This is a genomic window from Bacteroidota bacterium, assembly GCA_018831055.1.
Classification (GTDB): domain Bacteria; phylum Bacteroidota; class Bacteroidia; order Bacteroidales; family B18-G4; genus M55B132.
This window is the reverse complement of the sequence record JAHJRE010000186.1, coordinates 15,918-38,654: the sequence shown is the minus strand read 5'-3', so window position 1 is coordinate 38,654 and position 22,737 is coordinate 15,918. Positions and strand designations below refer to the sequence as shown.

The window sequence follows — 22,737 nt, the reverse complement described above, 5'->3', positions numbered from 1 at the left end:
TTTCTTATGGTCCAACTTTTATTTTATATCATCCTTGGTTTTATACTACTGGAATTCATTCTGGAAAGAATTCTCGACTATCTGAACTCTACCTGCTGGTCTGATAATCTTCCGGAAGAACTGGCCGGGATTTACGACCCGGATAACTACCGGAAATCTCAACGCTATCTTAGAGTAAAACAGAGGTTTTCTCTCATTACGGATAGTGTTTCTCTTGTCCTTATGCTTCTTTTAATTGCGGGAGGTGGTTTTGCCTGGGTGGATTCACTGGTGAGGCAGGTGACTGTTAATCCGGTAGTAATGGCTCTTCTTTTCTTTGGGATTCTGGGTTTGGCCGCTGATGTGGTTTCCATTCCATTTTCAGCATACAGCACCTTTGTAATAGAGGAGCGTTTCGGGTTTAATAAGACTACGCCTAAAACGTTTATCCTGGATAAACTAAAGGGATGGATGCTTGGAGGAATTATTGGGGGCGGATTACTGGCTTTGATCGTCTGGATTTACATGATCAGTGGGCCATGGTTCTGGCTTATCGCCTGGGCCGTCATCAGTGGTTTTATGATCTTCATGGCTATGTTTTATTCGAATTTTATTGTTCCCTGGTTTAATCGCCAGACTCCCCTCGAACAGGGAGATTTGCGAAATGCTATCGAAAGATATGCATCCTCTGTCAGTTTCCGCTTGAAAAATATTTATGTCATTGATGGATCACGCCGTTCAAGTAAAGGGAATGCTTATTTCACCGGGTTGGGTCCTAAAAAGCGGATCGTATTGTATGATACTCTTATTGAAAAACATACGAAAGAAGAACTGGTGGCTGTTCTGGCTCATGAGGTTGGCCATTATAAAAAGAAACACACCCTCAAGGGAATAGTGATGTCGGTATTGCAAACAGGATTTATGCTTTTTATTTTATCCCTCTTCCTGAAACATCCTGAACTCTCTCAGGCGCTTGGCTCTGAACATCCTGGTTTTCACATGTCCTTGCTTGTTTTCGGATTGTTATACAGTCCTCTTTCCCTTATCATTGGCCTGGTGTCAAATGTTATTTCCAGGAAGCATGAATATCAGGCTGATAATTATGCTGCTGTGACTTACAACGCTGACTCACTGGCTCTGGCACTGAAAAAACTCAGCGTCGACAACCTGAGCAATCTTAGACCCCATCCGGCTTATGTTTTCTTTTATTATTCCCATCCTCCCTTGCTGAAGAGGCTTAAGGCGCTACGGGAAGCTTAAACATAATGGGATTGGGAAACAGGATGCAGGTAGCAAGTTACAGGTTACAAGTTACAAGTTACAGGTTACAAGCTACAAGCTACAAGTTACAAGCGACAAGTGGCAGAGAGTAAGAGGATTGAGGATGAGTTCACTTCATGCAACCTGTAACTTGTAGCCTGCTGCCTTCGTTTATTCCTTCTCCCATATGATCGTTGTTATCCTCATTGCCTTATTTGAGTTGATCTTGCCGCTGGCAGTTGTGCTGACAATTCTGTAACCATTGTCATACATCATGTTGAGCGTTCGGGTAATGGTTATTCCGTTTTCCTTTAAATATTCTGCATTGTACTTGAATGGCCCGAGATCGATTACCTCACTGGAATCGTTCGGATAAGTAATTACGATCATGGAATTCACAATCGAGAAATTTTCATAGATATTCATAGTGGCATAACCTTTTTTTCCTTCTGGTTCCTGGAAGGACATAAGGATTAAGGCTAAGGCTGTTAGCATAAATATTGCCGGCAGGGTGATCCGTTTTTTTGTTTTCATAATGTAAAGGTTTAAGTGCTAATTTTCGACCGGGATCCGGTCATGTGCAAATTTAGGAATATAATCAGAGGTCTCTTCTTCTGAGCACATAATAAGTTATTCCCAGGAAAATAATGGTATAAGCAATAACCAGTAACACATCATAAACGGAAATATAATCCTGAAATTCTACGCCAAAAAGCCTCATGAGGGCTGTATTCGGTATGTCGATAAGATTGTTGATGGAGCGCAGGGGCATGAAATCGGCCACTTCCGTCGGGAGTTTGTAATTGATAATGGGCTCAATCACAAAGCTATATAACAAAAGCAATCCGATGGCAATACCGGATCTTTTTACCAGGAAACCGATCATAAACGCAAAACATAAATAGCTGAAAACTTCCAGCGCAAAAGCAGCAATGAAAACGGATTTATTGAAAAACGAGCTGATCGTAAGTTCCTGGGTGTATATGAACCCCAGTATAGTACCTGTCAGGAAAACCACCAGGGCTGCATACAGTGATAAAACCAGAATAAGACCTACCTTGGATTTCAGAAAATCCAACCGGCTGAATCCTGCTATAATGTTTTGTCGTATGGTTTTGTAAGAAAACTCATTGGTAATCATGATGATCACAATTACTCCCAATACGATCTTGAAAAAACCTGCCAGAAAGGTAAGATTATGCCAAATGACCGGGAATTCGTAGACTCCTATTTCCGGAATGGGAATAGGGCTTTTACTTCCGGCTTTAGAGAGAACATTATCAAGAAAACTCTGAACTCCGAGCAATACAGTCCCAACAACCAGAAGGTACAATCCTGCAAGTATCCAAAATGTCCTGCTTGGAAACGCTTTTTTCAGCTCAATTTTTATCAGTTTTATCATTGTTCTTAAGGAGTTCAAGGAAATGGTTTTCAAGAGATTTCTTTTGCTGTGCCAGGTGGGTAAGGGTTAATCCTTTCTGAAAAAGTACAAGGTTCAAAGCCCCACTGTCGAATCCATCTTTCATGCGTACAATATAGCTGATGCCTTCGCGCTGAAAAGTGCTTATTTCATTGATATCTGCAAGGATATTCCCCAACTGTTCCATATCCGAACTTCGGATCTCAACCTGGGAAGATGCGTTCATCACATCCTCAACTTTTCCGGTAAAAATATTTTTGCCTTTGTCTAGTACCGCAACGTGGGTGCAGATCTTTTGCACTTCATCCAGGAGGTGGCTTGCCAGAATTATAGTAATCCCTTGGTTCGCAATACGAAGGATCAGGTTTCTGATCTCGGCGATACCCTGCGGATCAAGTCCGTTGGTGGGTTCATCCAGGATCAGTACCCTGGGATTTCCCAGCAGGGCGGCAGCAATAGCAAGCCTTTGTTTCATTCCCAGCGAATACGTGTGGAACCGGCTGTTTTTTCTTTGCGATAATTCCACTATCTCCAGCACGCGGTCTATTTCATCATAAGAAACATTCCGGATATCAGCATAAATCTTTAAATTTTGAACCGCGGAGAGGTATGGGTAAAAAACAGGCGATTCCAGGATGGCTCCGATCTGGAACCGGTCGTACTTGCTATTAGGTTTTCCAAACCAGGTGAAACGGCCGCTGTTGGGGTTCAGCACCGAAAGGATAATACCCAATGTTGTTGTCTTACCGCTCCCGTTAGGCCCAAGAATTCCGAAAATATTGCCCCGGTTGACCTCAAGATTCAGTTTGTCGACTGCTCTTATCCTGCCGTAACTTTTCGACAGGTTTTCGATCGAAAGTATGGTTTCTGTCAAAGTGGGTGGTATTAGATGTAAATTATACTTTAGACGCTGAAAGAATAGGTTTTATTACAATTGTGGTTAAAAAAAATCATCATTTTTATATATCAGGAAAATAGCCGGTTGTTTGTGCAGATCGGGACGTTTGTTTTTCCATTCCCTGACCGGAGCCGTTTGAATATATTCATTGCTTGCTGTGATGTTGGCGGCTATGCATAGAATTGTTTCATTACGGCATGTTTTCAGGATATCATCCAGTAGAGTATTGTTTCTGAAAGGTGTTTCCATGAAAATTTGTGTTTGATGCAGTTTGTATGCATTGCTTTCTATTTCACGTATGCTTTGGATGCGTTCGTTACGGTTGACCGGCAAATACCCGTGAAACGCAAATTTCTGACCGGAAAACCCGCTGGCAGCCAGAGCCAGGATGATGGAGTTGGGGCCCTGGATAGGAATCACCCGCATGCCTATCCTGTGAGCTTCCATGACAATAATATTTCCGGGATCTGCGATACAGGGCATTCCGGCCTCGGAGATCAATCCGCATTCTGATCCTTCAGGAAGGGATGACAATACTCCGGATATTTCAATCATATCTGCGTGCTTCCCAATGGAATGCATGACCAGCCGTTCGAGATTAAAACCGGGGTCCAGGCTGCGGATAAATCGTCTGGCATTGCGGAGGTCTTCCGCGAAAAGCACACTGATCTTTTGCAATACCGGCAGGATTATCCCGGTGTTTACCTGGTTCGAATCTTCATTAGCAATAACATTCGGTATCAGGTAAAGAATGCCGGAAGATTTTGTTTTCAGGAGTACCATGGTATATGATCAAGGTCTGTATTTCCACCCGAAAGGATGATAACTGTCCTTTTGCCGGCAAATAGCTCCGGGTTTTCGAGTACCGTACCCAGAGTAACGGCGGCAGAGGGTTCAATAATGATTTTCATTCTCTCCCATATTAGCCGCATGGCTTGGATGATGGTATTTTCCTCTACCGTCAGGATGTGGTCGACATGTTCCAAAATGATCGGGAATGTGAGGCTTCCGAGTGATGTGAGTAATCCATCGGCAATGGTTCTGGGGTTTTCAGAAGGAAAGAAGGTCTTGCTGTAAAAGGAGCGGTAAGCGTCGTCGGCACCCTTGGGTTCAGCAGCAAATATTTTAGTTTGAGAGGATACATAAGCGGCTGTGAGTGCTGTCCCGCTGAGCAGACCACCGCCCCCAACCGGGGTAATGATAATATCGGGCGCAGGTATGTCTTCCAATATCTCCAGACAACAGGTTGCCTGACCTGTGATCACCCTGTAGTCATTGTAAGGGTGAATTTCAGTAGCACCGGTCTTTGCTGCCACTTCCATCAGTGTCGATTCTCTGGCAGCTAAAGTTGGTTTACAAAACGTGATAATACCACCATACCCTTTTACGGCATTTATTTTTACCCTGGGTGCTGTTTCCGGCATGACTATATAGGCCGGCATTTTTCGAAGGCCTGCCGCCCTGGCCAAAGCCTGGGCATGATTTCCTGAAGAATGGGTGCATACTCCTTTGTCGATGGCGCCTTCATTCAAAGAAAATACGGCATTGCAGGCTCCCCGTGATTTGAATGCTCCTGCTTTCTGCAGATTCTCACATTTGAAATAAAGCTCACACCCGGTGATTTCCCTGATACTTGTGCTGCTCAGCAGTGGTGTTCTGTGAATAAAAGGCTTGATCCGGCGCGAAGCCTCCTGGATTAAACGAAGGTCGGGAAGACTCACTTGTTTTTATCTAAATCGTTTTTTACTTCCTGGATAATAATGTCGCAGGCATTGTCCAGAAGTTCGAAAACATGTTCGAATCCATTATTATGTCCATAATAGGGATCAGGCACTTCCCTGTTCTCTCCCGGGAAGGATTTGTTCAGGATAAAATCGACTTTTTCCCTATCCTTCTGATCCCTGGCCATCGATAAAACATCGGCGTGGTTGATACGGTCCATCACAAATATCCTGTCGAACTTATCGAAATCCGCATGCTGAAAAAGCCTGGCGCGTAAGTGTGAAATTTCGATAGCTTTCTTTCTGAGTGTGGCTATAGCTCTGCGATCGGGTGGGTCTCCTTCGTGAAATGGTTCAAAACCTGCAGAATCCACCTCCGCAGAAATCCTGTTCAATTTTAGTTTATGCCGTAAAATGCCTTCAGCCATTGGGGATCTGCAAATATTACCCAGGCAAACCATCAATATCTTCATACTTCATTTCTTAAATCAACGCCTTAAAAATCCGGCACTGAATCCCGTTAAACACATATGTATGCAAAAATAAATAAATGAATGGAACAACGCTACATTTTAATTTTCTTGTCGATTTCCTCCACATAAATCCGGAACTGTTTGTCGGTTTCCACGAGGTTGTTCACAGTACGGCATGCGTGTAGTACAGTGGCGTGGTCTTTATTGCCGCAATGCAGTCCGATAGTAGCCAGGGAGGCTTTAGTATGCTTTTTGGAAAAATACATGGCAAGTTGCCTGGCCTGTACTATTTCCCGTTTGCGTGTTTTGGAATTGATGGAATCAATGGAAATATTGAAATAGTCGCAAATGATTTTCTGGATGAAGTCGATGGAAATTTCCCTGGCAGTGCTTTTAACGAATTTATCGATCATTTTTCGGGCCAGTTCCAGGGTAATGGCTTTTTTGTTCAGTGATGCCTGAGCAAGAATGGATATCAACGCTCCTTCAAGTTCCCTTACATTGGTATTGACATTGTAGGCGATGTATTCAATAACATCCTGTGGCATTTCAATGCCGTCGTTATAAAGTCTTTTCTGAAGTATAGCTATCCGGGTTTCCAGGTCGGGAGGTTGCAGATCGGCAGCAAGACCCCATTTAAAACGCGAAAGCAACCTTGGTTCCATGCCTTTGAGTTCGACAGGAGGTTTATCAGAGGTTAGTACCAGTTGCTTGTTGTTCTGATGCAGTTGGTTGAAAATATGGAAAAAAACATCCTGGGTTTTTTCCTTGCCCGATAAAAACTGGATGTCATCAACAATCAGCACATCGATCATTTGGTAAAAATGTACGAAGTCATTCTGGTTGTTGTTACGCACCGAGTCGATGTACTGTGCAATAAATTGCTCGGTGGTAACGTACAGAACTGTTTTATCGGGATAATTATTTTTCGACTGCACCCCTATGGCATGGGCAAGGTGGGTCTTCCCGAGGCCGACATCGCTGTATATCAGCAGGGGATTGAAAGATGTACGTCCCGGATTTTCCGCAACGGCAAAGCCTGCTGAACGCGCCAGGCGATTGCAGTCACCTTCGATGAAATTTTCAAATGAATAGGTGTCAACAAGCTGTGAATTAACCTTGATCTTTTTTAAGCCAGGAATCACAAAAGGATTGGGTATATCATGGGATGAGCCCCGGTTGATGTCAATAGGCATCTGTACCGAAGGATTGTTGATGGCCTTTTTGTTGGATGTGGGTACTTTAATAGAATAAGGGTTATTGCGGTCGAGGGAGTTGTCCATGATGATGCTGTACTCCAAGCGTCCCTCCGGACCCAGTTCTTTCTTGATGGTTTTCTTTAACAAATTGATGTAGTGCTCTTCCAGCCACTCATAGAAAAACTGGCTCGGTACCTGTATCGTCAATACAGAATCCTCCAGTTTTAAGGGTTTAATGGGCGTAAACCAAGTCTTAAAACTTTGATAATGAATGTTATCCTTAATAATTTTTAGGCAGTTTTCCCAAACCTCAACTGCATTATTTTTCATATGCAATTTCAATCAAAATATTAATAATCAGCTCGTTATTAAGGGTGTTGTACTGTATAACGTACGAAGTTTCCTGGACTGGAGTAGTATGTTTAGCGAACAAAAATCATTACAAAAAAGTTAAAAAAAAAGAAAATCAATGCTTGACTTAGTGAAAAAAAAATTGTATATACAGAAAATTCCAAAATCACTTATTGCGTTCTACAAAAGATATTTATAATCCATTTACATATTTTGACTTATTCTATCTTGACACCATGAATCTTCCCGAAAATTGAAACGAGTAAGTTGTATTGCTTTACCCTGGCTTCCAGTGTTACCCGGCAATCAGTAGTAAATGCTTGATTAACAATACGTAAACCGTGTTCTTTTATGGTTCTCATCACTTCGTTCATTAGAGGGTATTCAAAGCAAATTGTGATTTTTTTTGTGATTATTTTTTTTATTATATTGGCATTCTCTATAGATTCTTTGGATGCAGCTTTGTAGGCTGCTGCTAAACCTCCCATTCCGAGCTTTATTCCTCCGAAATATCGTATCACCACGATAAGAACATCCGTTAGATCGTTGGAGAGGATTTGACCGAAAATTGGTCTGCCCGCTGATCCTCCCGGTTCGCCGTCATCGTTCATCCGGTACCTGTCGTCGTTGACTCCCAGCCGGTAAGCATAACAATGATGTCTGGCGTCATGGTATTCTTTGCGGAGTTTATCCAGGATACTGTGAATTTCTTCTTCGTTACTTACCGGAAAACACAAAGCAATGAACTTACTTCCCTTTTCTTTATACAGGCCTTCTGATTTATCAGCCACTGTCAAGTATTCATCCCGGATTTCCTGCATAGTTGCAATTACTTTTCCTGGTTTGGGTTAACAGCATTTTCGATAAAAATCAAGGAATCTTCCTCCGATGGCTTCCCATCCGAATTCTTCCTGGATCATAAGGTTGGCGGTTTGGCCCATATCCATGGCTAATTGTTCATTTCTGATAAGTTCTGTCATCACGTCCGCAAATTCGTTCGCGTCCCTGGGATCAATTAGCATACCATTTTCTCTGTGCCGGATAACATTGCGAATACCTCCGTATTTGCTTGCAACCACAGTCTTGGCACATGCCATGGCCTCCTGGGAAGTCATGCCAAACGGTTCGAAGATGGATGGCAACACAAAAAAACGGCATTTCTGGTAATATGCCACCAATAATTCATCCGGAACATAGCCGATGAGCATGACCTGTTTTTCCATTCCCTTTTCGCGTATGATGGTATCCATGGTTTCGAAAACTTCCAATTCCCTGTCGTTGGGCTCGGGAGATCCGCCACCGATGACAAGTAATAAGCCGGGGAATTTTTTTCGGATAAGGTCGAATGCATTCAGCAGCAAATCATGCCCCTTATTGGTGTCGATCCTGCTAAGGCAAAATATATAATTGTCGGGAATCTGTGCAAACAACTTCCTGTCTGTATCATTTGCCGGATGAAAACGCTTTAGGTCTACTCCCGGAGGAATAACTTCGATGTTCTCCCGATGAATATTATAAAGTTCGAAGAGCTTTTCCTTTTGAAGTATGGAAGTTACGGTCTGGCCTCGTACCTCATCGAAAATTCTTTGTTCCTGAGCAATACGGTAATTAAAGTTAAACTTCATTTCCATTTTTTCCGGATCGCCACCCATTTGTTCTCTTTTCCAGGCACCCAGCGAATGGGCTGTAAAGAATGCAGGTTTCTTTAGTGCAGATGCCACATCCAGCGTAACCACACCGGCATCCACATAATGGCCATGGTATAAATCGTATTCTTTGTTATGATTTATGAAGGCGATCATATTTGTTGCCAGCTCAGGAAGTACATCGTAAATTACTTCTTTTGTCAGGAATTTCCAGGGCCCTGCAGGGATTCGTATCACCCTGACTCCGGGATGACCTGGAACAGGATCGATCTGTTGCTGACCTTGATCAAACCAACGGGTAAAAATGTCCACTTTAATTCCGCTTGCCGCAATTGCTTTGGCGAGCTGTAATACATAAACAACCTGTCCGCCGGTGTCAACCCTGCCCAGCTTGGGTACCGGATCGAAATAGCCGTGCGTGCTGAGCATGGCTATGGATTGTATCTCTTTCTTCATCCTGATTGATTTTGAACCGAAAAGTCTTTCCGGATGATGATGTTTGCTTTTTCCTTGTGTCGGGAAATAATCTCATGCTCTATTCTTAATACTTTTTCCAGGAACTCATCCTGAACTTCCCTTCCCCTTTCTATCCTTGATGCGCGGGTGTCATTCATATCCCTATCGATAAAAATATGAAAGTCAGCATTTTTCAGGACTGTTGTATAGGTGCCTTCGGCAAGGATAACTTTTATTCCGGTCATATCCAGTGTTTCTTCCGTTATCCTGTCTTCCCCGAAAACTACCAGTGGTTTTTCAATTTCTGTTATGCCGTTCTTTAAGGCTTCAAGGATCTGATCGAGCAATTCCAGTTTAACCTCCTGCATGCCGACCCAGCTTAAATCCTCTCTACGCTTTTTGGCATTGGTCAATGGTGGGAAAATAAAAAAATCGTCCTGCTGAAATATGTATGTATGTATGCCATCTTTCTCCAGTATGATTTTCAGTGCTTCCGCAATTTCCGACTTCCCGGCCCCGGATTCCCCAGCAATAGTTATAATGTATGCCTCCTTTGCCTTCCTGATCAATGGCAAAGCAATGTTGGCGACTTCATGCGCGGCATTTTCATGATGCTCTTTTATAATCAGGATGTCTCCCTTCATGATATTCTATTTTTCATGCTGGTATTCATGACTTATTTTTCATGATTACCTTTGTACACTCTTGAATTCCAAATATACAACTTTTAGGATGAAATCCATGCATGTTTCCTCGGTCAGTCTTCGTCAAATGAGAGAACATTATCGCCGTTCCCTGGTATCACTTTATGAAACGGAGGAGATCAATAACATCTTCAATTTGCTTGTTGAAGAGTACCTTGGTTTATCCAGGGCCTTGATGATCCTTTCCCTGGATCAGGATTTGCGGCCTCCTGTATCCGGATTGTTTGAACGGGCCTTGAATGACCTTATTAACGCCCGCCCCGTTCAGTATATAATTGGTAAAACCATGTTTTGTGGGAGATCATTCATGGTTTCCGAGGGTGTACTGATCCCAAGGCCTGAAACTGGTGAAATGGTGGAATGGATAGTTGAGAGTTATTCTGATGTTAAAAAAGAATTAAGTGTCATAGATATTGGAACCGGTTCGGGCTGTATTGCCATTACTTTATCCGGTCGATCAAATCATATGAAAGTGTATGCCCTGGATGTTTCTCTTAATGCTCTTGATACTGCCAGAAAAAATGCATATGCTAATGATGTGGATGTAGTTTTTCTTCATGCCGACATCCTGAAACCCTCTTCCTGGAAGGATTGTGGTTTATTTGATATCATAGTGAGCAATCCTCCATACGTGAGAAGGAGCGAAAAACAGCATATGAAAAGAAATGTGCTGGACTTTGAACCGCACGAAGCATTGTTTGTTCCCGATGATGATCCCCTTGTTTTTTACAGACATATCCTGAATTTTGCCGGTTTTCATCTTGCACCTCAGGGGAAGATTTACCTGGAATTCAATGAAGCCATGGTTTCTGAAATGATTGAATTAACTCAGAAGCAAGGTCTTATCCTTGAGGAAATTCGTAAAGATATTCATGGGAAGGATAGAATGGCAAGAATACGCAAAAGCTAATTTTTACTTCTCCTGGTTATCATTATCGTGATCCTGAATGAATTCCTGCATCGATTTTACCAACTGATTTAAATATAGCATCATGTATTTGATTTCGGCCAGGATGTTCATGTAGAGCAAGCTGTTCTTGGTTCCGGCTTCCTGCGTTTTAATCCTTTTTATCTGATTTTTTCGGTACGTCTCCAGGTTATCCAGGATTTCATCCTGAAGTTGACCTATCGATGCCATTTTTTCAAAGCTGTTCTTTTCAATCCGGAGGATGATCAGATCAAAATACTTCTGGATTTGCTCCATCAGTTTCTGGGTCTCGTCAACCTGAATTTTCAGCAATCCTTTGTGGTTATTATCCACATGCTTGTATGATTCCCTGGATATATGATAGATGCAGTTGGATATTTCTTTCAGGTAATCAACAACCTGGACATAGAACGGACCGGTATCATCAATATCTTCTTCAATCCTGGCAATGGTTTTGTGAATGCTGTCCTTGAGATACTTAGTCTTTTTGATGATTTCCGATGCATCCCTGAAGTTCTTTTTCAGTCCCCTTAGATCTTCTGATGCTAAACCCGTAAAGGTGTTTTTCAGCATTTCAGGAACAGTTCTAAGGATATTCGTAATTGTGCTTGCGCTTTCAGAAACGACGTTAGCCTCATTGATCTCTTTAGCCGTATCTGCAAACATTTCCATATCGTTATTGTTCTTTTCGCGCTTTTTATGTATGGCATGAGTTTTTATGATGAAGAAAATGGCTATCACAATGAAAATCAGGATGGTGATGATACCGCCATAGAAAATGGCCAATGCAATCAGGAATGAAACGACGAAAGCAGAAAAAGCTGTTAGAAACCACCCTCCTACAACCGAAAGCACGCCCGTAATTCTGTAAACGGCGCTTTCTCTTCCCCAGGCGCGGTCTGACAGAGAAGTACCCATCGCTACCATGAAAGTGACATATGTCGTGGAGAGTGGCAGTTTTAATGATGTTCCGAATGCGATCAGAATACTGGCAACCACGAGATTTACCGATGCCCTGATAAGGTCGAAATTTCCTTTTGTTTCTCCTGTTTTTTTCTTGCTTGTCTTTTTGGGTTGCTCAAAACGTTTGTCTATTTTTTGCTTGAGGTTTTCCGGAATAATGGCTGATATTGTCTCGTTCAGTTTTCTGACTTGTCTGACTATCGTTCTGGAAAGCAAGGTAGAATCAAATCTTTCGGATCCTTCACCCTGCCTGCCCAGGTTAACTTCAGTGGCAGTGACCGATCGTGCCTTTTTTGAGGTCCATAAGGTAAAAACCATCACTAGTCCTGCCAGGAGCAGCATGTATGTTGGTGTTTGTATGGATTTGGTAAGTGCAACCATGTTAAGGCTGTTGGGGTTGATTTCAGGGCTGGCGAGGAATGCTCTGAAGGATTCATATCCCGCCAGGGGCACCCCGATGAAATTTACCAGGTCGTTACCGGCAAATGCCATCGCTAGCGCGAAAGTGCCAATCATTACAATGATTTTAAGGATATTAATCCTGGTAAACCATGAGATCAACTGGAAAATGAAAGTCCAGCCTACAAAACTCAACAATATGATATATCCTGTGTTTTCTTCAATGACCTGCAGTGACGCTTCACTGATGAACGAAGACCCCTTTGCTCCTTTGATCAGTATAAAATAGGTAATGGCTGTTGTGGCAAGTCCTCCCCATATTGATCCAAAATATTTCAGGTTGGTTTGGTATTTAAAGGTAAATAACATTCGTGCAAAATACTGCACGATCGCTCCAACGCTGAAGGCAATTGCAATGGATACTAAAATCCCTGAAATAATGGCCAGGGCCTTTGCTGAATTTATATAGTTACCCAGATTTTCCGGAACTCCATCAATGGTGATGATCTTAATGATAGACACAGCTACGGCAGCACCTAATAGCTCGAATACAATGGAAACCGTTGTAGATGTTGGTAAACCATAAGTGTTAAAGGTATCGAGGAGGAGAACATCCGTGATCATTACAGCCAGAAAAATTACCATGATCTCGGCAAAAGTGAACTGATCCGGGTGAAATATACCTTTACGCGCTACCTCCATCAGTCCGCTGCTAAATGTTGCACCCACTACAACTCCTACCGACGCAATCAACATGATGATTTTAAATGGGGCAGCTTTGGATCCTATGGCCGAGTTTAGAAAATTTACGGCATCGTTGCTCACTCCCACTATTAAGTCGGATATTGCCAGACCGAACAAAACAATGACTACAATAAGATAAAAAATTTCCATTAACAGGTCATTTAGCAGGGAACGAAAATAGGTATTCCGACTCTATGGCTTTGTTTCCGTATGTTAAGAAAATGTTAAATTTTTTATTACTTTGCTGCTCTCTGATAATTGGATTCATGTTTGATTTGCAGTACATAATATTGGCCTGATGAAAATAATAAAAAATTCGCTTACACTGCTCATTTTTATTGTGAATATTTTTTCAGGAATGAGCCAGCCTTCTGAAAAAGAAGAGTTTTTATCTTTTGGGAAACCCTTGCTTACCTTGTACAGTGATTTTTATGCGGGCATTTCACCAGGAAATTCGCAATCGGCCTTCGAGGTGAAAAGGGCTTATTTTGGTTATGAATATTACCTGTCTCCCGAATTTACACTCACAGCCAAACTGGATATTGGAAGTCCGGATGATGTTTCCGAATACTCCCTTCTCAGACGCTATGCTTATTTTAAAAACGCATGCATTACATATACCAAAGGGAAAATCAAAAGTAGCTTCGGAATTATTGATTTGTTGCAGTTCAAGTATCAGGAAAAATACTGGGATCACCGGTATGTATTCAAATCATTCCAGGATGAATACCGTTTTGGCTCTTCCGCAGACCTCGGCTGGAATATCGTTTATGAGATCTCGGATTGGATACTTGCTGATATGACCATTATGAACGGAGAAGGGTATACTCAGCTTCAGAATGACTATACTTATAAAGGGGGGTGGGGTACTACCTTAAAACCTTTAAAAGGATTGTCCTTAAGAATATACTATGACCTGGCGGCCAAAGATGTCAAACAATCGACCATGTCATTGTTCCTGGGATATGAATATAAAACAAGATTCAGGATTGCCTGTGAATATAATTACAAATGGAATGAGAATTATATGAAGGAATATGACCGTTATGGCTATTCCGTATATGGATTGTGGAATATCCTGCCGAGATTACAGATCTTTGGCCGTTATGATATGGTGAAATCAAATATGCTGGCAGGGGATGATTATCCATGGAATCTCGCCAGAGACGGAAGTACTCTTATAGGCGGTGTACAATATTCTCCTTTACCCAAAGTCAGGTTTGCATTGAATTATCAGGATTGGTATCCTTATGCAAAAAATGCAGAAAATGAAGCTTATATATATCTTAATTTAGAGTGTAGTCTTTGAGATAGACTGCAAATTAAACAGGTTGTATTAAATCCACTAAATATGTTTAAGAATCATTGGCGGTTTTTACTCTTTTCAAAAGGAAATGCAATTGGATTGCTATTGATGATTGCTCTTCTATCTTCCTGCAGGAAAGGTGATTATGAAATCCCTCAGGGAGTGGAAGTGATCACCGATAAAGGGGGAGGGACAGGAACAGTGACCTGGAAGAATTCAAAATCCTATCTGCTTAGTGGGTTGATTTTTGTAAACGATGGCCAGGTTCTTACTATTGAACCTGGAACGGTAATCCGTGCTCAGACCGGACAGGGAAGTGCTGCCAGTGCGCTTATTGTTGCAAGGGGAGGGAAGATTTATGCAGAGGGGACGGCTGAAAACCCCATCATTTTTACCGTGGAAGGAGATGATTTGCAAGGTTCTGTACCCCTGGAAACGAAAGGTTTATGGGGAGGTCTGATTATTCTTGGTAATGCAAAGTTGAATCTTTCTTCACATGAATCTCATATTGAAGGAATCCCATTAACTGAGCCCCGCGGAATTTACGGTGGTTTTGATGATAATGATAATTCCGGGGTTTTACGCTATGTTTCTGTGCGGCACGGAGGAACAAATATTGGCGAAGGTAATGAGATTAATGGTCTGACTCTTGCAGGTGTCGGAGATGGTACCGTGGTAGATTATGTTGAAGTGGTTTCAAACGCTGACGATGGGATAGAGTTTTTCGGGGGGACTGTCAATTGCAGGCATATGGTTGTGGCTTTCTGTGATGACGATGCTATTGATTTTGATCTTGGTTTCAGGGGATACGGTCAGTTCTGGTTGGCCATTCAATCTCCATCATCCGGCGATAAGCTGATCGAAGCAGGTGGTGGAATCGATCCGGTCACAGGATTGCCATATTCAAATCCTTATATTTTCAATGCCACTCTTATTGGAAGAGACATGTCGGCAGATATGAAGGTAATGGAGTTCTTTTCCAATGCTGCGGGTACTCTTGCTAATTCCGTTATTATCCGGCAATCGGAAGGTGTTTTTATCGAATATGTTCAGGATAGCGATGACAGCTATCGCCAGTTTGAACGTGGTAATCTCAGGATTGCAAATAATATTTTTAACCAGGTGAACGACAACACTCCTGCAGGTATTTTCCATGTTTATGCTTCTGCAGGAGTTGATGTGACTTTTCAGAATGAAACATTCAGGAATAGTTTTATTTCAGCGGGAAACAGAATAGCCGATCCGGGCATCGAAGTGACAGCCAATTACTGCAAACCCGTTCCTGGAGGTGATGTATACGGCAGCCTGGAACCTGTTCCGGATGTTTGGTTTGAAGAAACAAATTTCAAGGGGGCCTTCTACTTGTTTAACTGGGCTTCAGGCTGGACATTGATAAGCCAGGCAGGGTTCCTCAAGGACTAATCATCTGCTCTATTTGGATTGTACAACGGATTGCGTAACATTAATGATATAATCTCCCATTTTTTCGAGCTGGGAAACAAGGTCTATGTAATAAATACCCGTCTGATACGTGTACTTTTCTTCCTTGAGGTTGATTATATGTTCTTCCTTGATCCTGTCCCGTAACTCATTGATTTTCTCCTCCAATGATATGGCTTCCTTTTCGTTTACCTGATCGTATTCCAGGTTCAGGTGCTGGATTAAAAGATTAAGGGCTTCGTCGATCAATGAAAACATATCATTAAGTCTGTCACGTTGTTCCTGGATAAAATACAAGTTTTGCTTATTCTTTTGCCGGATACTGTTGGCCATATTATTGCAGGCATCACCCATGCTTTCTATCTCATTGATCATATTCAGCATAGATCTGACCTGTTTGGTTCCTTTGATACTGAGTTTTCCTTCCGATATTCTGGTGAGGTAGTTTGCTATCTCTACTTCGATCTCATCAACATTATCCTCGTACTTCTTGATCTTGTGATATAGTTTGTCGTATTTCTTTGGTCGTTTCTCCATAAGAAATTCAGGAACGAGATCATACATTTTTTTTACCAGCGAGGCATAGGCGGATATCTCCTTCTTTACCAATACGATGGAGATCTCAGATGTGCTAAGATAGGAGGAGTTAATGTGAACCAGCTTATGGGTTTCCTGAAGTTCATCCTTCCTCATGAAAATATGATTCAGATATCTTTCGATCAATCTTGTAAATGGAAGTAGTATCAGTGTATTACTTATATTGAACCCGGAATGGAAAATGGCAAGTGCAAGCGGGATGGCACCGGCATTAACAAATGGGTCGGAACCCTGGAGTTTCTCGGTGATACCTGCAATCAAATTCAGAAGGGGAAAGTACAGGAGCAAAAACCAGATGACTCCAAAGACATTGAAAAACAGATGAAATAAGGCTGCCCGCTTCGCCCGGTAATTAGCAACAAATGCAGCAATATTCGCAGTAATTGTGGTGCCTATGTTTTCTCCCAATACCATGGCAGCCGCCATTTCGTATGATATCCAGCCATCACTGGCAATAACAAAAGTGAAGGCCATCACCGCACTTGAAGATTGGAAAAAGATCGTAAAGATGAAACCGATCCCAACAAACAATAACACGCTTGTAAAACTGAAATTTTCAAAATGTCGGATATACTGGACCAAAGCGGAACTTTCATCCAAAGCGGGTATAGAATCCTTTAAAAATCCCAATCCAAGAAAAAGTATGGCAAACCCTATGATGAACTCAGCCCAGGATTTGCTGGTATTCTTGCCGGAAAATAATAAAGGGAGACTAAGAGCTATCAAAGGCAGGAGAATTACATTGATATTGAATGTCTTCCCAAATCCCAGAATGGATACCAACCAGGGTGTTGCAGTCGTTCCGATATTGGCTCCCATTATTACACCCATTGCCTCCGATAACGACAAAAGTCCTGCATTTACAAAACCGATTGTCATCACTGTTGTTGCCGATGACGATTGTATGGCAGAAGTTATTAAGGTTCCGGATAGAATTCCTTTTACCTTGTTAGAAGTGATTGCGGAAAATGTTTTCCTGATTTTCCTGCCGGCAACTTTCTGAAGAGATTCACTCATCAGGATCATCCCATAGAGGAATACCCCCAGAGAACCGGCAATGGTAAGAATATCCAGTATCAGGTTAAAAATATTCACTGTTTGGACAAAATATCCTGCAAAAATAGGGATAATATCAAACCTTTAATGGCCAGATCGCCTGTTGATGAAAAACTTAATGTTAAATTAATAAAATGGGTAAAAAGGAAAGTTGATGGAGAGTTACAGGTTGCAGGTTACAAGTTACAGTTACAACTTGTAACTTGTAGCTTGTAGCTTGTAACTTGTAGCTTGTAGCTTGTAGCTTGTAGCTTGCAACTTGTAGCTTTGTTTACCCATCACCCCAAACGTATCAGTTAATAAATAGAGTCAGAGTTTGTTAGTCCGAATATGAACGTCTCTTTGCGGGAATGGAATACTTACACCATGATTCCTGAATTTTTTATCAATGCTGAATCGAAGGTCGCTTAATACATTTTCGATACGGTACATGTTTTTGCTCCAAAACAACAACTGAAAATCAAGAGATGATTCCCCAAAATCAGTAAACCTGACAAAGGGCTCGGGTTCCTTGGATACTTCCGGATGCTCTCCGGCAGCTTCCATTAAGAGATTCTTTACCAGATCCACATCAGAACCATAAGCAACCCCTATCTCTAGTGTGAACCTTGTCGTGTCATTATTATACGACCAGTTGATTACTTTCTCGGAAATAATTAGCGAATTGGGTATGATCATATCAATATCATCCCTTGTCACTACGGTTGAAGTCCGGAATCCAATACCCGTTACCTTGGCCACAATATTTTCTATTTCAATGATATCACCTATTCGAATCGTTCCGGTAAATAAAAGAATCAATCCGGCAAACATATCTTTAAAAACCTGCTGCAACCCAAGGCCAATACCAACAAATAAAGCAGCAGAACTGGCAGTCAATATGGTCAGATTTAAACCGAGACTCTGCAGGATCACCACAACTGCGATAACAATCACAAAATATTTTATGATCTGGTAAATCACAAATGTTTGATTCTGATTCAGCTTTTTCCTGCTTTCCGTTTTATTCAGGATTTTTCTGATAAGGAAAAGCGCAATCCTCAAACCGATGATCCAGGCCAGGATAAGCAACACACTATAGATGGAAATCTCAAAATGCTGGGTATCGATCAGTTTTAAATTGAATAAGTCCCTGATATTATTCATTTTCGTGAATTATTAATATATCAGTTTCCTGAATCCCGGAATAAAAATAGACTCCAATTCTGCGAATGAAAAAAACACTTCTATCTGCCCATAGGAATAAGGAGCGATCTCATATTGGTTATATAAAAATCCCAATCCTTTCATATTCATTAAGATGTTATCATTGGCTTGAACCTTGCTCTCAAAAAATCCCCCGTCCTGAAGTGATTTATCTGCGGGGATTTCAAATAACTCTCTAAGTTTTTTGTCGATCAGCCCGGAAAGTTGGTCTTCATATCCTTCAATGAAAATATCTTCTTTATTTAGTTTAACACCATTTTCCGTGTCGAAGACAATATAATTGATTCTGGTAATGCCATGAGCTCCCCCGGTGAAACCATAGTTATTGATCCGGTATACAGTATATCCGTCCTCGTTGTAATAAATGACAGAATTCAGATATTTCACCCAGTTGAAGGAAAACCCGCTTTCATAGAGGTCTTTATTCTTCTCAACATACTGTTTGAAAAATGTAAAACGAATATTTTTCAGGATGCCGGTTCCATCCCTGCCTTCGTCCTTTTGGGCGTATTCCTGAAGGATATATTTATTCATCAGGCTTGCAAGTCCCGGTTTTACACTGGATGCCGGAAGGAGTAAGCTAAGATTTATCTCAGCTTTCGGTGAATCCGTCTTCTTCGTCAATGCAGTATCAGCCAAATGGCAGTAAGACCGGAATTCTACCGTTCCCTCCGGAAAGACAGGTTTTATATTGAATTCCGAACTCAGACCCCGCATTCCAGACTCCCAATCACCCTTTATTTCCAGGTTTCCGCTAATACTTCCGCGAATAACAGCACTTGTATCCCCATTGTTCATTTCGTAAAGGATGATGTTGTTCCCATCCACTTTTCCCTCCAGATAATTCCAGTCACCATAAATGACCACATCGGCATTCCCGGTTTGCTGATGAAGCTCGTAATAATAATATCCGGTAACTTTACCGTTACTAAAGGTAAGATCAGCGATATAAGTAGTCCCGTTTTCAAGACTGCCTTCATAATGTGCATAATTGCAGTGCATCTGGCCTGCTACCACACCAAGGTAGAGGGAAAATAAAATTGTAATGGTAATTTGTTTCATGGCGTTGTTGTGTTTTTATGGGTTATGGGTTATGAGTGATGAGTTATGAGTGATGAGTTATGAGTTTTGGGTTATGGGTTATGGGTTATGGATTATGGGTTAATTGGTGAATTTGTAATTTTTAAATATTCTTTTTCAATTTACTGCTGTTCACAATATTTAATGAGAGCGTTTATTGCCGGTTTAAAATTTAATTTTTGTGCATGGTGCCAATCGTTGCATGCTTCGGTTTTCATGCCGAGCTGATAGAGAGCGAAGCCACGGTTATAGTACGATTCGGGGTTTTCCGGGTCGTTGTTTACCGCCTGGTTGAAATCGTTCAGGGCTTCCTGGTATTTGCCGGCCATGCCTTTCAAAATGCCCCGGTCGTTATAAGCCTCCGCAAATCCAGGATGTAATTCGATCGCTTTGCTGAAGCTTTCCAGGGCACTTCGATAGTTCTGCCGGTCAAAATCAAAACTTCCCTTGTAGTAATGTGCCTGGGCGGAAGCCGGGCCTGTCCTTTCTTTACGGATAACATCCTGCATTAGCTTCTCAGTCCCTGACCACACGGTTATCCGTTGAAAAGTTGTTGCCGCTAAAAAAATGATATAAACTGCCGCTCCCGACCATATAACTCTTTTTACATTATCAGGTATGCTTAACTTTCCTGAAACCAAATAATTATATAAATGGGCAATAATAAAGAATATACCGATAAAGGAAAAGTAAGCATATCTTTCACCTGCCATAAACTTTCTTGACCAGAATAGAGGCAGAACAATGGATATGCTCAACAGAAAGAATAATATACCATAGATTATCTCTTTCCGAAAACGGTTTTTCCAGAAGAAAAGGAAGATTAGGCCTGCTGCCGGGATTAAGGACAGATAATACAGGGATCCCAGATGACCCGTTGTTTTTAGTGGGAAAGCGTAAATAGCCGAAAGATTGACAGGAAATAACGCTTTAAACAAATATAGAATTATGGTATGCACATTCAGTATGACCCGCTCTGTTAATGTAAACTGGGTCTCAATCGGGGTTATATGTCCAAAACTTTCTGATGCCCTGATGGTTATAATTCCAAAGATAACAGAAATGGCCAAAAGTGGAATTTTCTCCAATCCATCCCATAATTTTATTTTACCTTTTCTGTACCAATCGTTAAGCAGAAATACAAGGGGAAGTGTAATCGCCAGAGATTTGGCCAGGAGTGCCAGGATGAATAGTAAAACGGCAATGCTTGCCCATACCCACTTTCTGTTGTGTTCTTTATATTTTAAATAGCAAATCAAGGACCCCAGCGATAAACCGGTAAAAAGCAATGTGCTTCTTGCTGATATCCAGGCTACAGCTTCCACATTCATGGGGTGTATAGCAAATAGCAATGCACATATCACACCAAGCGATTTATTCCGGCTTAGATGATTAATAAAGACAAAAACCAGGATTATATTTATCAGATGCAGAAATAGGTTAGCAGTGTGATAAGGAGCAGCATTGGTTCCTGCCGTGCTGTAGTTAAGCGAAAGGCTCAAAACGCTTAACGGTTGGTACATGCCCAGTTGAAATCCGGAAAATATTCGGCTTATATCTGCTTTCTGAACTTCTTTATTTTCAATGTATTCCAGATCATCCCATCCTTCCATGAATCCATACCGGGTTGAACGCCCATATAGTATAACGGTCATTACCAGGATCAATCCCAGGATTATCCAGGAAAATTTGGTTTGATCGGTTTTTTTGCTTTCTTTTTTCATCGTCAGGGTTGTACGGAAAACCGGAATATTGCCGTGTATTTATAATCCTCACCCGGTTCCAGGATTGCATCCGGAAACCCGGGTTGATTTGGAGAATCGGGGAAATGTTGCGTTTCCAGGCAAAATCCATAGTGCTTGAAATATGTCTTTCCTTGTTTTCCTGTTATGCTGCCATCAAGGAAGTTTCCTGAGTAAAACTGTATGCCGGGTTCTGTTGTTAGCACTTCAAGCGTTCTGCCACTTTCCGGTTCCATTACACGGGCCACTACCCTCATTTCTCCCTCGTTATTCAAAACATAATTATGGTCATATCCTCCCGTCACCTGATCTATCCTTGAACCAATCGGTTCTGGTTTTCTGAAATCCATAGGGGTACCTTCCACAAGGGGAAGATTTCCGGTTGGGATCAGCGTTTCGTCGACCTCTGTATAACGGTCGGCATCAATCATCATGATATGCCCAAGTATATCTCCGTTACCGGCACCTGCCAGGTTGAAATAGCTGTGCTGGGTGAGATTGACAGGTGTGGGTGCGTCAGTGGTTGCGCGATAACTGACAATAAGCTCATTTTGGTTGTTCAGGCTGTATTTTACCACAACACTGAGATTTCCGGGATAGCCTTCCTCCCCGTCAGGGCTGGTATATTCGAGGATTAATGAAGCCGTATCATTTTTTACCTGATCTGTTGCCTTCCAGATCTTCTTGTCAAATCCCGCTAATCCTCCGTGAAGGTGATTAGGGCCATTGTTTGTAGCTAAAGTGTATGTTTTTCCTTCCAGGACAAAGCTTCCTCTGGCAATCCTGTTTGCGTAGCGTCCTACTATGCATCCGAAATATGGATGCTCTCCGGTGTATGGTGTCAGGCTGTCGAAACCAAGGACAATATCTGCGAATTCACCATTTTTATCAGGTACTTTTATGGAGGTAACTATTCCTCCGAAATTGGTGATGCTCACCTCCATACCTTTTTCATTGCGAAGTGTGTACAGGTAAACTGTTGTACTGTCTACAACACCGAAGTTTTCTCTTTCTATTTGCATGATTTGATGATTTGCAGATTCACCGGGTTCCTGCTGTGGTCCATTACAGGAAAAGAAGTTCAGGATCAGTGCGGTAAAAAGCAACCGGCCGGGGATTGATCTATTCATAATTTCATAAGGTTTGATAATTCAAATATACAATATATG

The 22,737-nt window shown here is 41.8% G+C and carries 20 protein-coding genes; 4 read left to right on the top strand and 16 right to left on the bottom strand.

Going from position 1 to position 22,737, the window contains the following annotated elements; all coding sequences use genetic code 11:
- Positions 1-6 precede the first annotated feature (6 nt).
- Positions 7-1,239 carry a M48 family metallopeptidase gene (locus tag KKA81_12140; GenBank protein MBU2651678.1) on the top strand — a complete coding sequence of 411 codons (1,233 nt, stop codon included), beginning with the start codon at positions 7-9 and terminating at the stop codon, positions 1,237-1,239.
- A gap of 171 nt (positions 1,240-1,410) precedes the next feature.
- On the opposite strand, the gene KKA81_12135 is transcribed toward KKA81_12140, so the two are convergent.
- From KKA81_12135 to KKA81_12090, 10 genes are all read right to left on the bottom strand, one after another.
- Positions 1,411-1,773: a hypothetical protein gene (locus KKA81_12135; GenBank protein MBU2651677.1), complete on the bottom strand. Its 363-nt coding sequence runs from the start codon at positions 1,771-1,773 to the stop codon at positions 1,411-1,413.
- 64 nt (positions 1,774-1,837) lie between these two features.
- On the bottom strand, positions 1,838-2,641 hold the full coding sequence (locus KKA81_12130) for an ABC transporter permease (GenBank protein MBU2651676.1): 804 nt from the start codon (positions 2,639-2,641) through the stop codon (positions 1,838-1,840).
- On the bottom strand, positions 2,619-3,533 hold the full coding sequence (locus tag KKA81_12125) for an ATP-binding cassette domain-containing protein (GenBank protein MBU2651675.1): 915 nt from the start codon (positions 3,531-3,533) through the stop codon (positions 2,619-2,621). Before KKA81_12125 ends, KKA81_12130 begins: the two co-directional genes overlap by 23 nt.
- Positions 3,534-3,599: 66 nt before the next feature.
- Positions 3,600-4,340 (bottom strand): SAM-dependent methyltransferase, encoded by a 741-nt coding sequence (locus KKA81_12120; GenBank protein MBU2651674.1) that lies wholly within the window; start codon positions 4,338-4,340, stop codon positions 3,600-3,602.
- Positions 4,328-5,278: a pyridoxal-phosphate dependent enzyme gene (locus tag KKA81_12115; protein MBU2651673.1), complete on the bottom strand. Its 951-nt coding sequence runs from the start codon at positions 5,276-5,278 to the stop codon at positions 4,328-4,330. Before KKA81_12115 ends, KKA81_12120 begins: the two co-directional genes overlap by 13 nt.
- A complete protein-coding gene (locus tag KKA81_12110) occupies positions 5,275-5,751 on the bottom strand; it encodes a low molecular weight phosphotyrosine protein phosphatase (GenBank protein ID MBU2651672.1) in 477 nt (158 codons plus the stop codon). Before KKA81_12110 ends, KKA81_12115 begins: the two co-directional genes overlap by 4 nt.
- Positions 5,752-5,843: 92 nt before the next feature.
- Positions 5,844-7,280 carry a chromosomal replication initiator protein DnaA gene (gene dnaA, locus KKA81_12105; protein MBU2651671.1) on the bottom strand — a complete coding sequence of 479 codons (1,437 nt, stop codon included), beginning with the start codon at positions 7,278-7,280 and terminating at the stop codon, positions 5,844-5,846.
- 239 nt (positions 7,281-7,519) lie between these two features.
- Positions 7,520-8,122 carry a YigZ family protein gene (locus KKA81_12100; GenBank protein ID MBU2651670.1) on the bottom strand — a complete coding sequence of 201 codons (603 nt, stop codon included), beginning with the start codon at positions 8,120-8,122 and terminating at the stop codon, positions 7,520-7,522.
- A 27-nt stretch (positions 8,123-8,149) separates the two neighbouring features.
- A complete protein-coding gene (locus KKA81_12095; protein ID MBU2651669.1) occupies positions 8,150-9,403 on the bottom strand; it encodes a glycosyltransferase in 1,254 nt (417 codons plus the stop codon).
- Positions 9,400-10,047: a hypothetical protein gene (locus tag KKA81_12090; protein ID MBU2651668.1), complete on the bottom strand. Its 648-nt coding sequence runs from the start codon at positions 10,045-10,047 to the stop codon at positions 9,400-9,402. Before KKA81_12090 ends, KKA81_12095 begins: the two co-directional genes overlap by 4 nt.
- An 88-nt stretch (positions 10,048-10,135) precedes the next feature.
- On the opposite strand from KKA81_12090, the gene prmC reads away from it, so the two are divergent.
- Positions 10,136-11,017: a peptide chain release factor N(5)-glutamine methyltransferase gene (gene prmC, locus KKA81_12085; protein MBU2651667.1), complete on the top strand. Its 882-nt coding sequence runs from the start codon at positions 10,136-10,138 to the stop codon at positions 11,015-11,017.
- Positions 11,018-11,020: 3 nt separating this feature from the next.
- Here the strand turns inward: prmC and KKA81_12080 are convergent, their stop codons facing one another.
- Positions 11,021-13,291, bottom strand: a complete 2,271-nt coding sequence (locus KKA81_12080; GenBank protein MBU2651666.1) for an inorganic phosphate transporter — start codon at positions 13,289-13,291, stop codon at positions 11,021-11,023.
- Positions 13,292-13,439: 148 nt separating this feature from the next.
- Between KKA81_12080 and KKA81_12075 the strand changes: the two genes are divergently transcribed.
- Positions 13,440-14,450, top strand: a complete 1,011-nt coding sequence (locus KKA81_12075) for a porin (protein ID MBU2651665.1) — start codon at positions 13,440-13,442, stop codon at positions 14,448-14,450.
- Positions 14,451-14,492: 42 nt separating this feature from the next.
- Positions 14,493-15,869: a hypothetical protein gene (locus tag KKA81_12070; GenBank protein ID MBU2651664.1), complete on the top strand. Its 1,377-nt coding sequence runs from the start codon at positions 14,493-14,495 to the stop codon at positions 15,867-15,869.
- 9 nt (positions 15,870-15,878) lie between these two features.
- Here KKA81_12070 and KKA81_12065 read toward each other — a convergent pair whose 3' ends face one another.
- From KKA81_12065 to KKA81_12045, 5 genes are all read right to left on the bottom strand, one after another.
- On the bottom strand, positions 15,879-17,579 hold the full coding sequence (locus KKA81_12065; protein ID MBU2651663.1) for a Na/Pi cotransporter family protein: 1,701 nt from the start codon (positions 17,577-17,579) through the stop codon (positions 15,879-15,881).
- A gap of 270 nt (positions 17,580-17,849) precedes the next feature.
- A complete protein-coding gene (locus KKA81_12060; protein ID MBU2651662.1) occupies positions 17,850-18,686 on the bottom strand; it encodes a mechanosensitive ion channel in 837 nt (278 codons plus the stop codon).
- A 12-nt stretch (positions 18,687-18,698) separates the two neighbouring features.
- On the bottom strand, positions 18,699-19,808 hold the full coding sequence (locus KKA81_12055; GenBank protein ID MBU2651661.1) for a DUF3298 and DUF4163 domain-containing protein: 1,110 nt from the start codon (positions 19,806-19,808) through the stop codon (positions 18,699-18,701).
- A 140-nt stretch (positions 19,809-19,948) separates the two neighbouring features.
- The gene (locus KKA81_12050) at positions 19,949-21,550 is read right to left on the bottom strand and encodes a tetratricopeptide repeat protein (GenBank protein ID MBU2651660.1); all 1,602 of its coding nucleotides are present in this window, start codon (positions 21,548-21,550) and stop codon (positions 19,949-19,951) included.
- A 2-nt stretch (positions 21,551-21,552) separates the two neighbouring features.
- Entirely contained in the window at positions 21,553-22,698 is a 1,146-nt protein-coding gene (locus tag KKA81_12045; GenBank protein MBU2651659.1) for a galactose mutarotase, read from the bottom strand.
- Positions 22,699-22,737 lie beyond the last annotated feature (39 nt).